The following is a 13589-nucleotide window of genomic DNA, read 5'->3' as shown; positions in this document are numbered from 1 at the left end:
ACGGATGCCGCGGGGTTTTCTCTGGCCGGCCAGAGCATGGGCTTGGTGTCCGTCCGGAATGTCGAGTTGCGCGACGAGCCCCTGCGGGGGCGTTCCCCCCTCCAGGTCTACGTCGAACCCTCGGGCTGGAGCGGAGAGCGTAATCGACATCCCGGCTCATTTCCAGGAACGGAGCCGCCATCCGCCGGCGTCCGGGCGTCGCGGTCCATCAGGTCGCCGTCCCGGCCGCCCAGTGCCAGGGCTCGTAGGCCATGCCGAAGACGTTCCCCCGGGGGTAGGTCATCGTGACGTCGAATCGACGCGCGTTCCTGGAGAGCCACGCGAAGGCCGCGGTTGACTCGAACTCCTCGGCGAGCGGCTCGCAGTCGGGGGCCGTGAGGTCGATCGCCCGGCCCGTGTGGTGCTCGCTGTACCCCGGTGGCGCGTTCACCGCGAGGATGCTCTCGAGAGTCTGCCCCGAAGCGAGCTTGCGCTCGAAGATCCCCTGCTGGTGCTCGAGGCTCCTGAAGGCGGAGACGAGAAGGAGCGTGATGCCGTCGAGCGCCGCCGCGTCCCTGAGCGCCGCCCACCTCTCGGCGGCGTACGGCGTGAGCTGCCGCACCCGGCCGTGGATGTCAGGGCCGACTTCGACGAGTTCGGTCGCTTCCACTCGGAGCGGCAGCCCGGTGGTCGTGCCGTTCGCGGCGGGGATCCCCAGATGCGCCAGGATCTTCGCGACGCGCGTCTCGTAGGGGTCCGTGAGCCGCTACCTCTCCATCTCCGGCTTCTTTGCCTCGGGCCTGTGCTGCACGAGCTGTTTCTGGGTCTCGGCGTCGAGGGCCATGAAGTTGGCTTCGATGCGCACGACGTCGATGCGGTCCTTTCGGTTCGAATCGGCGAACCGGCGGGCGTCCTTGAGCTGGGCCTTGCACGGCTCGCACCATTCGGCCTCGTACGTCACGACGAAGAAGTCGGCATCGCCGAGCCCCGACGCCCGAACGCGCTCTCCCGCGTCCGTTCGGACGCGGGCCATCTCCTCGACGAGCGTCCGCCCACCTTCAACCGGCGCGGGCGACCCGGTCGCCGTCCTCAGGGCCTTCACGAGATCCTTCGCGTAACCGATTCGATCGAAGACCTGGACGCCGGTCCGGTCGAAGACCTTCGCGAGGGTGAAGCTGTGCTCGCACCGGTGGGATCTCGGCTGCGCCTCACCGCAGTCGTGGACCTGGGGTCCGTCCGCGAGGGGAGGAGGTGCCGAGAAGGCGACGACGAGCACCCCGATGGCAACGCCCGGCCATCTCATCCCGAGCCCTGCTCCCGGCGACTCTCCGCGCTACATCAGCTCCTTCGAGTTGATGTCGAGCGTGATCATGAAGCCGTTGGTGTTGTTGTACTCGAACTTCTTGTCCCCGCGCCGGTAGGCCTCGACCTTGTTCGGCATCAGGATGAACCCCTCGTTGTGGGGGGCGTGGAAGTACTTGAGGTTCGTGATCACCGTCGGCTCGCCGCTTTCGGCGGTGGGGTTGTGCGCGAGCTGGATCTCGCCGGCCTTCCCTCCGTCGAGCTTCGCGATCGCGTGCGTCTTGTCGCCGCTCCACTCGATCGGGGCGTCCGCTCCGACGGTGAACGACTTCCACTTCCATGGGTAGACGGGGCCGACGAGGATCGCGGCGATGCCGTCGCGCTGCGCCTTCGTGACGCTCGGATCGAAGGTCACCTCGGCCCACTCGGTCTCGTTGTCGCCGAAATCGTCGCCGAGATCGCCGGCGATCCAGACCTTCGCGCCGGCGAGGTCCGTCGTGCCGTACATCCCCTTGTTGATCCTGTAGGCGATGTTGAAGCGGCAGTAGTGCTCGCCGCCGGCGCCGTGGCCTGCGTGATCGGGGGCGGGCTTGGTCGTGAAGTAGCAAGGGCAGAACATCGAGCAGCTGCACGCCTCGATGAGGGTGGCGTTCAGCGTCCAGTCGGGCTTCGGTGCCGGCGTCTGGGCTTTCACGGCGCCGCTGACGGCGAAGATCACCGCGAGGATGGCGATGGATATCGCCGCAAGGGCGCGAGTCCTGGGCTGGCTCATCGGACTCCTCCTTTCGGAAACGAGTGTCGTGACGAGGCGGGACCAACGGCCATGCTAACAGAATTCCCGCCGCCGCGAGCCGTGCTCCCTTCAACGCCTCCGTTCCCCCGGTGGCAGATCCTCGGGGAGCGGCGTCTCCTGGGGCGTCCTTCCCTCCTTCGCCTCCCACGACACGTACGCGGTCGCGTCGCGCCCCACGTGCTCGCCGGCGCCTCCGAGGGCGAGGATCGCGGCGCGTCCTGGCCCGCGGTTGACGAGCTGGCGCCGGACCTCCGGCGCGACGCGCGCGATCTCGCCGGGGCCGAGATCCCGCTCGACCCCTTCGACGCCGAGGGAAAGCGTCCCCTCGAGCACGACGTAGACCTCCTCCTGCTTCGCGTGGACGTGAATCCGGCCGCGGTTCCCCGGCTTCAGAAGGATCAGGTTCATCCCGAAGCTCGCGATGCCGAGCTTCTCCCTGAGGGAGAAGAAGCGATCGCTTCCGCCGGTGTCGATCTTCGCGTACGAGACGCCTTTTTCCATGAGCCCCTCCTTCATCGGAGTTTGCACGAACTCCCGACTCTCGTCACCTTCCGCCCTTTCCGTAGGGCGTCGAGTGTGCCATTCTTCGCGATCACGAAGGGTCCACCATCGCATTCCAGGGGATGGGTGTTCTCATGGACAGCAAGGACGAAGCCGCCATCCTGAGCGCCTCGCGGCTCGCGGCTCTCGAGCGAACCTCGTTGCTGGATTCGCCTCCCGAGGAAGCCTTCGATCGCCTGACGCGCCTCGCGACCACGATCCTGCACGTCCCCGTCGCGATCGTGTCGCTGGTGGACGGGACGCGCTCGTTCCTCAAGAGCGCCGCCGGGGTGGGCGAGCCGCTCGCGACGCTGCGGCAGACCCCCCTGACGCACTCGTTCTGCAAGCACGCCGTCGCGTCGGGGGAGCCCCTCCTCGTCTCGGACGCCCGGCTGGACCCGCTCGTCCGGGACAACCCGTCGGTCACAGAGTTCGGCGTGATCGCCTACGCCGGGATCCCGCTGACCACGACCGAAGGATTCACGCTCGGCACCTTCTGCGTCGTGGACTCCATCCCCCACGCGTGGACCGCGGAGGAGGTCGAGATCCTCCGCGCCCTCGCGGCGTCCGTGATGACCGAGATCGGGTCGCGGAGCCTGGCGGCGGACCTCCGGGCCCTGAGCACGGATCTCCAGCGCCTCGTGGAGGCTCGCACCTCCCAGCTGGGCCGCGCCGAGGAGCGGTGGCGCGTGCTGCTTCAGGTGAACAACGGGGTCGTGACCTGTCTCGATCGCGAGACGCTCTTCGACGCGATCGCGGGCTCGCTTCGCGAGGTGATGCCCTTCGATCGCGCGGCGCTCGTCCTGGACGACCCCGAGGCGGACGTCTTCAGGGTCCAGGGGCTCGCCGGCCCCGTTCCGACGCCTTCGGCCATCCCCCTCGCCACGGAGTGGCCGCGGCGCGGAAGCCGCTGCGGCTGGGTCACCGACAACGCGCGCCCTCTCCTGACGGAGGATCTCCGGGAGGGGCCGCAGTTCCTCGAGCACGTCTGGCTGCTTCAGGACGGGATCCTCTCCGCCCTCTCCGTCCCCCTGCGAGCGAAGGGAAAGGTCATCGGCACCCTGAACGTGGGGAGCCGGGAGGTGGGGCGGTACCGGGAGCGGGACGCCGAGCTCCTGCTGGCGATCGCCGACCAGCTGGTCCTCGCCATCCAGAACATGCTCGCGTACGAGGAGATCGCGTCGCTCAAGCGCCAGCTCGAGCAGGAGAACCAGTACCTCCAGGAGGAGTGGCGGGCCGAGACGTCGTTCGAGGACGTGGTCGGCGAGTCTCCGGCGATCCGGAAGGTCCTTGGAAGTGTCCGGATGGTCGCGGGGACGGACTCCACGGTGCTCGTGACGGGGGAGACGGGGACGGGGAAGGAGCTCGTCGTCCGCGCGATCCACCGCCTGAGCGGGCGGAAGGACAAGATCCTCGTCAAGGTGAACTGCGCGGCCCTCCCGAGCGGGGTGATCGAGAGCGAGCTGTTCGGCCACGAGAAGGGGGCCTTCACCGGCGCCATGACCCGCAGGGCCGGCCGCTTCGAGATGGCGAGCGGCGGCACGCTCTTCCTCGACGAGATCGGAGACCTTCCGCTGGAGCTCCAGGCGAAGCTTCTCCGGGTCCTCCAGGACGGCGAGTTCGAGCGGATCGGGGGAAGTCAAACCCTCAAGGTGAACGTCCGCATGGTCGCCGCGACCAACCGCGATCTGAAGAGCGCCGTCGAGGAGGGACGGTTCCGCGCCGACCTCTTCTACCGTCTCAACGTCTTTCCGATCGCGATCCCTCCGCTGCGCGAGCGCCTCGAGGACGTCCCCCGCCTGACCCGGCACTTCGCCATGATCTACGCGTCGAAGATGGGCAAGCCCATCGGCTCCATCAGCGAGCAGGTGCTCGGCGAGCTGATGAAGTACGCCTGGCCCGGAAACGTGAGGGAGCTGCAGAACGTCATCGAGCGGGCGGTCATCCTCTCGCGGAACAACCGGCTCGAGCTGGACGACTCGCTGGCAGCCCCCGTTGCCCGATCGCGGAAGACGACGGGGGACTCCCTCGAGGAGATCGAGCGCGAGCACATCCTGTCGGTCCTCGAGAGCGTGGGCTGGCGCGTGAGCGGCGAGAAGGGGGCCGCGAAGATTCTCGGCCTCAAGCGGACCACCCTCGAAGCCCGGATGAGCAAGCTCGGCATCTCCCGTCCCACCTGATCCCCCCGCATTGGCATTCCGCCAACCTGGTGGCTCGCGGCCCGCGAGCCGATCGCTGCGCTTCCCGAACCCCGCGCCCGCCAACTCTCCGTCCCTGAACCGATTGCGGTCGAATCGCCGCGCCGGAACGGCGCTGGCACGGGCATTGATATGTCCAGGGTCCCGGCGTCACGACGAAGGGAGAGCGAGCGTGCTTCGCATCCTGCGCAACCGAACGGAATCTCGATTGGAGGTCCTGATTCTCCAGGGCCGGATCGAGGGAGAGTGGGCTGAGCTGCTCGAGCGAGAGGGCCTGGAGTCGATCCGGCGCGGCCGGCGCGTCGTGCTCGACTTCTCGGGCGTGGTCTTCATCGGTCGCTCCGGCATCCAGGCGCTCGTCTGCCTCGTCTGGGCCGGAGCCGGCATCGTCGGCTGCACGCCGCTCATCGCCGACGTGCTCGCGCAGGAGGGGATCGAAGTGACCCGAGCCCTCGGAGAGTCGGACGACCGGAAGGCTTCGAAGTCGAACTGAAACGCATTCACGAAAGGAGAGAGTCGCATGAATTCCAGGATTTCACTCGCGGTGGCCGTCGCCGCCGCTCTGACACTCGCCGGGGCCGGGAGCTACGGCCTCGCGGACGGCAAGTCTCAGCACCGTGACGACAAGGACAGGGAGGGGGAGCGCCCGATCTTCCAGACGGACACGATCCCGCCGCCATGCCATCCGAACCCGCGCGCGCAGGCCGACATGGCGAACCTCGCCGAGCGCGGCGACGTCCGCTTCACGCCGCGCCCCCTCAAGGAGAGGCTGCTCCGGATGGCGGGGCGCCCGCACACGTTTCTCCCGATGCAGACGTTCGCCGAGGCGGACGGCCCCAGCCAGCTCTTCCAGTACTACCTTCTCGACACCCGTGGGTTCGAGCCGAACGTCTTCAGCGCGCTCTTCCCCGGCATCAACGACGCCGTCATGCTCACCGTGACCGGCGCCGACTGCGGCATCCCCACGATCGGATCGGTCCGCCTCGCCCTCGAGCCGAAGCCCGGCCTGCCGACGGATCCGAACGACGTCCGCGCCTTCATCGACATCTTCACCGACATCGACCCGATGTTCGTCATCAACAACGAGAGCGGCTGGTACGAGGGGTGGATGATCCACGACCTCAAGGTCGCGCCCGTCGGCTCGCCGCGCGGCGACGGCCACGCGCAGTTCGGAGTGCTCCTCCAGGCGGACGCCGACGCGCTCAAGGCGATGGGGACGGGAAACAACGTCGCGGGGGAGCTCTTCACCTCGGACGGCAAGCCCGTGCGATTCCCGAGCGAGTCGGACCACTTCCCCGACATCCAGGGGAACACGGTCCCGATCCAGCTCAGCATGGGGGCCTACAACGCCATGCAGCAGAGCGACGTGCACAGCTACTGGGAGTTCAACTACACGACCGACTGGGTCTTCCCGCTCTACGAGCTCCCCTTCACCGGCGGAATCCCCGGGACATTCGAGGCGGGGCTGATCGGCACCCTGTCGAGCTTGGTGCCCGGGTCGGGACCATCGGGCGTCACGAACGACCCGACGAAGTACGGTGACAGTCCCTTCCTTCCCCGCGATCCCGACAAGTTCGACGGCGACGAGGACTCGCAGCGCGAGTTCCGGAACCGGTTCGTTCCGAGCGGCCTCGCCCGCGAAATCTACCTCGACGTCTACGAGAGGATCGCCTCGTTCGAGCGGGGAGTCGGCTTCCCGCAGCGCCTCTTCGACGCCTACGCTTTCGAGGTGGCCCGAGTCGACCAGGACCGGGACGGCGTGATCTCTGCCGTCGAGGGGGACGTCGACAGCGCGTCCGACGGCTTCGCCGACAACGCCCGCCTTTTCCTGCCGGCGACCGCCTTCAACCGCTTCGCCGTGACGCGCGAGATCAACGACGGCTACCTCGCCCCGCGCTTCGCACCCAGCCAGAAGGCCTGGATCCTCACGGGATCCGCGACCATAGTCAACCCCGCCGTGCCGGCCTCCGCCGGCCGCGACGGCGACGACCGTTAGCACCCGACACCGTCCACCGTCCACAAGAACACCTTGAACCATCAACGCCATAAGGAGAATTGCACATGAAACCGACTCGCATGGGAACCGCGCTGCTCGTCGCGGCAGCGACGCTTACGCTCACCGGCTCGACCCCCTTCGCCTCCGGGAAAGAGGCCTCGCTCACGTTCGACCTGGTCGCCCCCGCGACGGTCGCGACGTGCATGCCGAACGCCCGGGGCGAGGTGAGGCTCACGCCGCACGGCGTGAGCCAGCAGATGGACGTGAGGGTGTCGGGGCTGGCCCCCAACGACATCTTCACCGTCTTCGTCCTCCAGATTCCCCACGGCCCCTTCGGCATGGCCTGGTACCAGGGGGACGTGAGGACCGATGACCAGGGGAACGGCCACGCGCGGTTCATCGGGATCTTCAGCGACGAGACCTTCATCGTGGCGCCGGCCGTGAACCCGGCTCCGGTCGTCCACCCGGCCGACGCGACCTCGAACCCGGTGACGGCGCCGGTCCACATGTTCCACGTCGGGATGTGGTTCGACTCGACGGCCGAGGCGACGGCCCAGGGTTGCCCCGGCGGGCAGACCCCGTTCAACGGCGACCACACCGCCGGGATCCAGGTGCTCAACACCACGAACTTCGCGGACGGCGACGGGCCGCTCGGGCAGTTCGGCAACTAGGCGGCTGAACGAGTCGACGTCCCATGGTCCCGCCCGGAGAGAGGCTGCTCCGGGCGGGATTCAAGGGCGACGGCATGGTTTCGGAGGAGGTTCGCATGGGACGTGTCGGAAGTTCTTCCCGGTCTCGATCGCGGTCGAGGCCACCGGCTTCGGAAACGGAGCACCGACGTGCGAGATCACCTCGGTGACGGCGAACGAGCCGATCGCGGCTTCCGATTTCGCTCTCCTCGATCCCGGCCCCCTGGCGAGCCCGGCGAGGCTGGTCGCCCTTCTCCGCGCCGGCGGTGCGGGCGCGGTGATGGAACGGGTCTACGCGGTCGGCGTTTCGTGCGCCGACGCGGCGGGGAATGCAAGCTGGGGCGTCGCGACGGTGACGGTCCCCCGCGACGCCGGCAGGGGAGGCCGTGGCGTGGAGCCCGGCCTTGGAGACTGGCGTGGGTTTCCATCGATCACCACGTCGCCCCATTCTCAACGCGCTCTCGCAACAGCGTGCGCGATAGGTTCGGATCGAGCGCCTCATGCAGCAGCGTCGCCTCCAGGTGGACCGCGAGCACGCGCGCGAGCGCGACCGGGGCAAGAACCAGCTTCAGTACGTCCGCTGCGATCTCGGCGAACACCGCCCCCCACCGCCCCTGTGGAACCATCCGTCCGGTCGAGCGGAGTTTCTCTCTGACCGCTCGCATCAGCTTGCGGCTCACGAGCAGCGTCAGCACCGTGGCGTACAGCAGAGCTTCGACGATGTGCCGCTTGCTCGTGTGCACCTCGTCGAGCCGGTACTCGGACTTCATCTCCTTGAAGAGCAGCTCGATCTCCCAGCGGCACGCGTACACCGTCGCCACCTGCCGCGCCGACAGTTTCTCCGCGGGGATGTTCGTGAAGTAGAGGTGCCACGCCCCCGTCGCCTTGTCGCGCGTGCCGACGAGTCTCAGCGTGCACTTTGCCCCCGAACGTCGTCCGAGGTAAGCGCGCCGCCGGAACGGCACTTCCACGATCAGGTCCAGCTCCTCTCTTCGGACTCTCTTCAACACGTCGAGAAGCCGGCGCCCGACGAGACCACCTCGGCCGCCCTCTTGCGGGTCTTCCACGACGACCGGGTTCGCGCTCTGCTTCAAGCGCGAGACGAAGTAACCGCCAAACCTGTCGATCTGGTCGAACAGCGCGTAGCGGAAGTACCCGAGGTCGAAGAGCATCAGGTGATCCTTCACCCACCGGCCAACCTGCAGGACCGGCCCGTCGTGCTGCCGCCCCGACGTCATCTTCATCGAGTGCGCCCCGCCTCCCTTCACGCTCATCACGACGTGCAGCTTCACCGCCGCCTTCGTGTGGTTCGTCCGGCTCGCCGGGAAGCTCTTTTCCAGGAGATCGTGCACTCTCACGAGCGTCGAGTCCGTCAGCAACACGTCCTTGAACCCCGCGAGAACTCCTCCGAGCTTCCCGTCCGTCTCGCCGAGCCGCTCCATCATCACCGCGGCCACGGTGCGGAAGAACTCCGCCATCGCCTGACTGAACCGGTCGTAGAAGGCCGACGGCACCAGCGTTGCGCCGGTGCATCGCTCGTACGCGCGCCTCAAAGCCGTGAGGGAGCGTTCCTTGCCGGCGGCGAAGCCCAGAACGATCGTCCAAAACAGCGCCATCGGCTCGATCTTGCGACGGCGCTTCACGAGTCCCGTCCACTCCAACTCACGACGGATTCCGATAGACTTGTGTCGGGCCACGGTTTTTCCTCCATCTCCTGGAGCTTCGACAACCCCATGAGAACAGAGGACGTGGCCCTTCGTCTACCCTCTTCCTTCCAAACCGCTAACCGAACACGGATGCACCCACCTGACACCCATCACCAAGATGATGGCTCACCTGCCCCTGGCGTTCCTTCAGAGGCGCCCAGAGAAGGGGCTGGTGCTCTGCTTCGGGATGGGCACGTCCTTCCGCTCGATGCTCTCCTGGGGAATTTCCAGCACGGCGGTGGAACTCGTGCCGAGCGTTCCCTCGCTCTTCGGGTACTACCACCAGGACGCCGAAAAACTCATTCACTTGCCGACCGCGCGAATCGTCGTCGACGATGCCCGCCGCTTCCTCGAGCGCTCGCGCGAGAGCTTCGATGTCATCACCGTGGACCCGCCGCCTCCCGTGGAAGCGGCTGGATCGAGCCTGCTCTACTCGAAACAATTCTAGGAGGCGGCGAAGAAGAGACTGCGCCCGGGCGGGATCCTGGCCCAGTGGCTGCCCCCATGTGATCCCACTGTGGTGGTCGCCGTGGCGAGGGCGTTGAACGAGAGCTTCCCTCACCTGCGGACCTTTACTTCCATGGAGGGGTGGGGTGGTCATTTCCTGGCGAGTACCGAACCCATCGCGCAGGGGAGCGCATCCGATCTGGCCGCGCGTGTGCCGGCGGAGGCGGCCCGGGACCTCCTGGAGTGGGGTCCGGCGACGACGGTAGAGGATCAGTTCGAGCGCGTGCTGAAGCGGGAGTTCTCGCCCCGCATCCTCGTCGACGCCCCGGTACCGGCCGAGGCACTCTCGGACGACCGCCCCGTCAACGAGTACTACTTCCTCCGCAGCATTTTCACCCGGCCCGGCGACGCCGCTTCGAGGTGAGGCCGTGGAGATCCAGCCCTGCCCCGGCTTGGGTGAACGCCTCATGGGAATGGACGTGGAAAACAGATGGACGGGCGGCGCCGGTCCTGCCATGATCCCTGGCCCGATCGAAGTCTTGTAGGCACCCCCGCCCGCTCGCGATCACCGCGCGGACGGAGGTCCGTGGCAGCTTGCGGAGGATCTCATCCGAGCGCACCCGCCCAGGAATGCCGACGTGATCTTCGCTGTCCTGCTCGCAGGCCTCGCGCTCACGAGTGCGTGGAAGGCCGCCTCGCGCGACTCGGGCATGGACGCCTACCAGTTCTGGGCGGTCGGACGCGAGCTGAAGACGCCCGGTCCGGCAAGCGTTTACTCGGAGGGCGATCGCGTCCGCATCGGCGCCAGGTTTCTCGATCAGGCGAATCGCTCGGGCCAAGCGTCGATGATCGCCGCGGCCGAGAAGCGCAAGGTGTTGGAAACGTACTCGTCGCCCTTCCTTTACACGTTCTTCCGGTTCTTTTCGACGGACGACTACGGTAGAAGCCTCAGGAACTACCAGCTGCTCCTTCTCGCGTGCATGGCCGCGGGTGTGATCGCGTTTGGCCGGCTCGCGCAGCTCGCGTGGCCCGTGACGCTCGGCGCCGTCGCAGTCTTCACGGCCTGGTTCATGCCGTTCGCATCCGACCTGCGCGTCGGTAACGTGAACGCGATACAGCTCGCGGCACTCGCCGCATACCTCGGCACGGTGACGCGCCTGCCCTGGCGCGGTCGCGACTTCCTCGGTGGACTGATCCTCGCCCTGGCCGTCGCGTTCAAACCGAATCTTCTCTTCGTTCCGGGAGCTCTCACGCTCCACTGGATCATGAGCAGGCGCCTGCGCAAGATGGCGGAGCACGCCGCCGGCGCCGCAGTCGGCGTCGCTCTTGCGGTCGCCGTCTCGGCCGCCGCGTTCGGATCGCTCCGGTGCTGGACGGATTGGCTCTCTGCGCTCGGGTCGCTGCCGGGCGACATCATCTCGGTGGAGATCGGGAACTTCGCGCCGTCGCGTCTGGCCGCCGAGAACCTCGGCCTCGATGCCCCGCTCACCTTCACGATCGTGGCGATCTCCGCACTCGCCGCCGCGATCTGGATGCGGAGTCGGACCGCCTCCCGGCGCGGCGGGGGGTCGGCGGCCGCCGATCTCGGCGACGAGCTTGTCGTGGCCCTGGGCTGCCTCCTCGTGGTCCTCGCCCCGCGCCTCGCATGGCTCCATTACTTCGTTCTGACGATCCCGATCCTCATCTTTCTCGCGCGGCCCCGCGAGGGAGCGACGCCGCGCGCCTCGATGCTGCGACGCGTTTTCCTGGCCCTGGCGGTGCTCGGTCTCGCGATCGAACCGGCCATGAACGTCGGCATCCCCGTCTCGGCTCGGGTAGCGGGGACGCTCGTCGTCGCCACGAGCGTGGCGCTCTTCGCGGTGGGCCTGAGGGAGCTCGCGTTCCCGGCGCGCCTCCCGGAGTAGCGGCTCGGCGCGGTCGAAGATCGCGGAGCTCGCGATTCCGCCTTATCAGCGTGAGCCCGCCCCTTCTATTTCGTGACGAGCTTCTCGATCCGCTCCATGCGACTGAGCGCTTCCGAGTGGAGGCGATCCACCTTCTCGTGAAGTTCCGCGACCTCGAGCTCGGCCTTGAGGTTCACGTCGTACTCGATGTCGCCTCGGATCTTGTCCTTGGCCACCTGGCGGCTTTGACTCAGCAGAACGAAGACCGACAGGACGATGGCCTCGAGGGAGACCGCCATCGTGAGAAGGCCGTAGGGGAACGGATCGAATCCGGTCAGAGGCCGGATCCACGGGGCCTCGAAGCTCTGAGCCCAATGCGTGTTGAGCAGTATCCAGAAGAAGAAGAACAGCAGGTGAAGGACCAGAAAGGTCAGACTCCCCGAGAACTCCGCGATCCAGTCGGCCACGCGCTGGACCGCGGTACGAGTGTCCGCGACCTCCTGGTTCACGTTGCGAGACGCGGTGTGCCGCAGGAGTCCGACGGTCTGTCGTAACCTGCGGCCCGTGGCCGCGAGCAGATCCATGGCGGCGTCCGGGTGGCGTCGAATCAGGGCATCGAGGTCGTGCCGGTCAACCCGGATGGCCTCCATGTCCTCCTTGATCACGACCGAGGCGTTCCGAGGCCCCGCATCGAGCAGCGAAAGCTCGCCGAAGAACTCACCCGCCCCCAGCGTCTCGAGAACGATGCGACGGCCGGTGTTGTCCTTGAAATAGATCTCGACGACGCCTCCGGTCAGGACGTAGAGAGAGTCCCCCGGGTCGCCGACCGCGAACAGCTCGTGGCCCTGCGGGTAACGGACGGTCTCGACGTGGGCGGCCAGCGTCCGTCTTTCTTCCTCGTCGAGGTTCTCGAAGAAGGGGACATCGAGCAGCAGCCTCTCGTTATCGGGCGACATTCAACCCAGTCTCTCAGACCGGACACTCCGCGGCAAGGGGCACGCGCGCGATCCTGGTCCGCACTCAGGCGATCGCGCGGCGGACGACCCGGCCCGTGAGCGTGTCGGCGCCGATCGAGACGAACAGCTCGCGGCCTGCGATGGACAGCGCGAAGGCCATCCGCCGATCGAGTCGTGACGTGAGCGCGCTGATGAGGGCGGGATCGATCGAGTAGAGCTCGAGAGCCTCGGCGCGATGGATGCGCTCGCCCGACAGGCGTCCGGCCAGGCGCTGGGCGTCCTTGTGGGTGTAGACCACGACGCGCGGCGAGGCCTTCGAGGCCCTGTGCAGGCGGGCGGCATCCGGGCTGCCGACCTCGATCCACACACGGAGGGCGCCGGAGAGATCGCGAACGGTCATCGCCGGTTCGTCCGGGTCGGCGAGGCCGCCGGTGGAGAACGCGATCCCCTCCGCGTGCTCCATGGCGTAGGCGAGCACCCGCGTCACCAGGTACTCCTCGGATTCCGACGGGTGACGAGCCAGGCGAAGCGCGAGCGACTCGTAGACGCTCCGGTCGGCGTCCGCCAGATCGATGTCGAAATTGTAGATGGTCGCGCCGGTGGCCACGCGTCAGGAGACCATGATCTCAGGCTGCCGGGCCGCCGAGGTGGCGTGACACCTTCAGCTCCAGCTCGGCGAAGAGGGCCTTGCGCAGCTCGATCTCCAGGAGCTCCAGCTCCTGCCGCGTGTGGGGCTGACGGGGGATGACCCCTTCCACGCGCTGGCCCGTCGGCGGGTGCTCGAGCCAGATGACGTACTCGCGCACGTCTGCGCCGGGAGGAAGGTGCGCCACGCGCCTCGTGGGCTGCGACGTCGATTCGTACCCCGAGGTGACCTCCCGCGGGTCCAGGCGCCATCTGTCCTTGTCGATCCGATCCTCCTCGACCCTGGTCTTCTCGTGCGGCTCGCTGAGTTCCGCGATTGGGTGGCGGAAGCGTGTGGGAATCGAACCCACCGCGGCACGCTCTCGCGTACCGCCAACGGATTTGAAGTCCGTGCGAGACACCAGCCCCGATTCGCTTCCCCGGAACTCAGGTGACGAGAGGGCGCATCGTACCAG

General features: G+C 67.5%; 15 protein-coding genes and 1 tRNA gene. 7 read left to right on the top strand and 9 right to left on the bottom strand.

Annotation, left to right across the window (positions count from 1 at the left end; translation table 11 throughout):
* Positions 1 to 208: 208 nt before the first annotated feature.
* The 4 genes from HY049_02945 to HY049_02930 all read right to left on the bottom strand — a co-directional run bounded on the left by HY049_02945 (position 209) and on the right by HY049_02930 (position 2575).
* Positions 209 to 709 carry a D-alanyl-D-alanine carboxypeptidase family protein gene (locus tag HY049_02945; GenBank protein ID MBI3447868.1) on the bottom strand — a complete coding sequence of 167 codons (501 nt, stop codon included), beginning with the start codon at positions 707 to 709 and terminating at the stop codon, positions 209 to 211.
* Between the two features lie 36 nt (positions 710 to 745).
* Positions 746 to 1282 (bottom strand): hypothetical protein, encoded by a 537-nt coding sequence (locus HY049_02940; GenBank protein ID MBI3447867.1) that lies wholly within the window; start codon positions 1280 to 1282, stop codon positions 746 to 748.
* A 30-nt stretch (positions 1283 to 1312) separates the two neighbouring features.
* Positions 1313 to 2053, bottom strand: a complete 741-nt coding sequence (locus HY049_02935; GenBank protein MBI3447866.1) for a DUF1326 domain-containing protein — start codon at positions 2051 to 2053, stop codon at positions 1313 to 1315.
* A gap of 90 nt (positions 2054 to 2143) precedes the next feature.
* On the bottom strand, positions 2144 to 2575 hold the full coding sequence (locus HY049_02930) for a cupin domain-containing protein (protein MBI3447865.1): 432 nt from the start codon (positions 2573 to 2575) through the stop codon (positions 2144 to 2146).
* A gap of 134 nt (positions 2576 to 2709) precedes the next feature.
* Between HY049_02930 and HY049_02925 the strand changes: the two genes are divergently transcribed.
* The 4 genes from HY049_02925 (at position 2710) to HY049_02910 (ending at position 7479) form a co-directional block, all read left to right on the top strand.
* The gene (locus HY049_02925) at positions 2710 to 4794 is read left to right on the top strand and encodes a sigma 54-interacting transcriptional regulator (GenBank protein MBI3447864.1); all 2085 of its coding nucleotides are present in this window, start codon (positions 2710 to 2712) and stop codon (positions 4792 to 4794) included.
* 226 nt (positions 4795 to 5020) lie between these two features.
* Positions 5021 to 5305: a hypothetical protein gene (locus HY049_02920; GenBank protein ID MBI3447863.1), complete on the top strand. Its 285-nt coding sequence runs from the start codon at positions 5021 to 5023 to the stop codon at positions 5303 to 5305.
* Positions 5306 to 5332: 27 nt separating this feature from the next.
* The gene (locus HY049_02915; protein ID MBI3447862.1) at positions 5333 to 6808 is read left to right on the top strand and encodes a hypothetical protein; all 1476 of its coding nucleotides are present in this window, start codon (positions 5333 to 5335) and stop codon (positions 6806 to 6808) included.
* Positions 6809 to 6873: 65 nt separating this feature from the next.
* Positions 6874 to 7479, top strand: coding sequence for a hypothetical protein (locus tag HY049_02910; protein MBI3447861.1), 606 nt, complete (start codon positions 6874 to 6876; stop codon positions 7477 to 7479).
* A 449-nt stretch (positions 7480 to 7928) separates the two neighbouring features.
* On the opposite strand, the gene HY049_02905 is transcribed toward HY049_02910, so the two are convergent.
* Positions 7929 to 9140 (bottom strand): IS4 family transposase, encoded by a 1212-nt coding sequence (locus tag HY049_02905; GenBank protein MBI3447860.1) that lies wholly within the window; start codon positions 9138 to 9140, stop codon positions 7929 to 7931.
* A gap of 235 nt (positions 9141 to 9375) precedes the next feature.
* Here HY049_02905 and HY049_02900 point away from each other — a divergent pair, with 235 nt between their 5' ends.
* From HY049_02900 to HY049_02890, 3 genes are all read left to right on the top strand, one after another.
* On the top strand, positions 9376 to 9651 hold the full coding sequence (locus HY049_02900; GenBank protein ID MBI3447859.1) for a hypothetical protein: 276 nt from the start codon (positions 9376 to 9378) through the stop codon (positions 9649 to 9651).
* Between the two features lie 72 nt (positions 9652 to 9723).
* Positions 9724 to 10074 (top strand): hypothetical protein, encoded by a 351-nt coding sequence (locus tag HY049_02895; protein MBI3447858.1) that lies wholly within the window; start codon positions 9724 to 9726, stop codon positions 10072 to 10074.
* 214 nt (positions 10075 to 10288) lie between these two features.
* A complete protein-coding gene (locus HY049_02890) occupies positions 10289 to 11554 on the top strand; it encodes a DUF2029 domain-containing protein (protein MBI3447857.1) in 1266 nt (421 codons plus the stop codon).
* Between the two features lie 65 nt (positions 11555 to 11619).
* Here the strand turns inward: HY049_02890 and HY049_02885 are convergent, their stop codons facing one another.
* The 4 genes from HY049_02885 to HY049_02870 form a co-directional block, all read right to left on the bottom strand.
* The gene (locus tag HY049_02885; protein MBI3447856.1) at positions 11620 to 12489 is read right to left on the bottom strand and encodes a DUF1003 domain-containing protein; all 870 of its coding nucleotides are present in this window, start codon (positions 12487 to 12489) and stop codon (positions 11620 to 11622) included.
* A 64-nt stretch (positions 12490 to 12553) separates the two neighbouring features.
* Positions 12554 to 13096: a YaeQ family protein gene (locus tag HY049_02880; protein ID MBI3447855.1), complete on the bottom strand. Its 543-nt coding sequence runs from the start codon at positions 13094 to 13096 to the stop codon at positions 12554 to 12556.
* Positions 13097 to 13115: 19 nt separating this feature from the next.
* Positions 13116 to 13484 carry a hypothetical protein gene (locus HY049_02875; GenBank protein ID MBI3447854.1) on the bottom strand — a complete coding sequence of 123 codons (369 nt, stop codon included), beginning with the start codon at positions 13482 to 13484 and terminating at the stop codon, positions 13116 to 13118.
* A tRNA-Sec gene (locus HY049_02870) sits at positions 13456 to 13553 on the bottom strand. Before HY049_02870 ends, HY049_02875 begins: the two co-directional genes overlap by 29 nt.
* Positions 13554 to 13589 lie beyond the last annotated feature (36 nt).

Source organism: Acidobacteriota bacterium (genome assembly GCA_016195325.1).
Classification (GTDB): domain Bacteria; phylum Acidobacteriota; class Polarisedimenticolia; order JACPZX01; family JACPZX01; genus JACPZX01.
The sequence above is the reverse complement of the archived record's forward strand: the minus strand, read 5'-3'. Positions and strand labels throughout refer to the sequence as shown.

Coding starts and splice junctions, on each gene's coding strand:
- HY049_02915 (MBI3447862.1), top strand. CDS start 5,333: ATGAATTCCAGGATTTCACTCGCGGTGGCCGTCGCCGCCGCTCTGACA.
- HY049_02930 (MBI3447865.1), bottom strand. CDS start 2,575: ATGGAAAAAGGCGTCTCGTACGCGAAGATCGACACCGGCGGAAGCGAT.
- HY049_02925 (MBI3447864.1), top strand. CDS start 2,710: ATGGACAGCAAGGACGAAGCCGCCATCCTGAGCGCCTCGCGGCTCGCG.
- HY049_02910 (MBI3447861.1), top strand. CDS start 6,874: ATGAAACCGACTCGCATGGGAACCGCGCTGCTCGTCGCGGCAGCGACG.
- HY049_02885 (MBI3447856.1), bottom strand. CDS start 12,489: ATGTCGCCCGATAACGAGAGGCTGCTGCTCGATGTCCCCTTCTTCGAG.
- HY049_02935 (MBI3447866.1), bottom strand. CDS start 2,053: ATGAGCCAGCCCAGGACTCGCGCCCTTGCGGCGATATCCATCGCCATC.
- HY049_02940 (MBI3447867.1), bottom strand. CDS start 1,282: ATGAGATGGCCGGGCGTTGCCATCGGGGTGCTCGTCGTCGCCTTCTCG.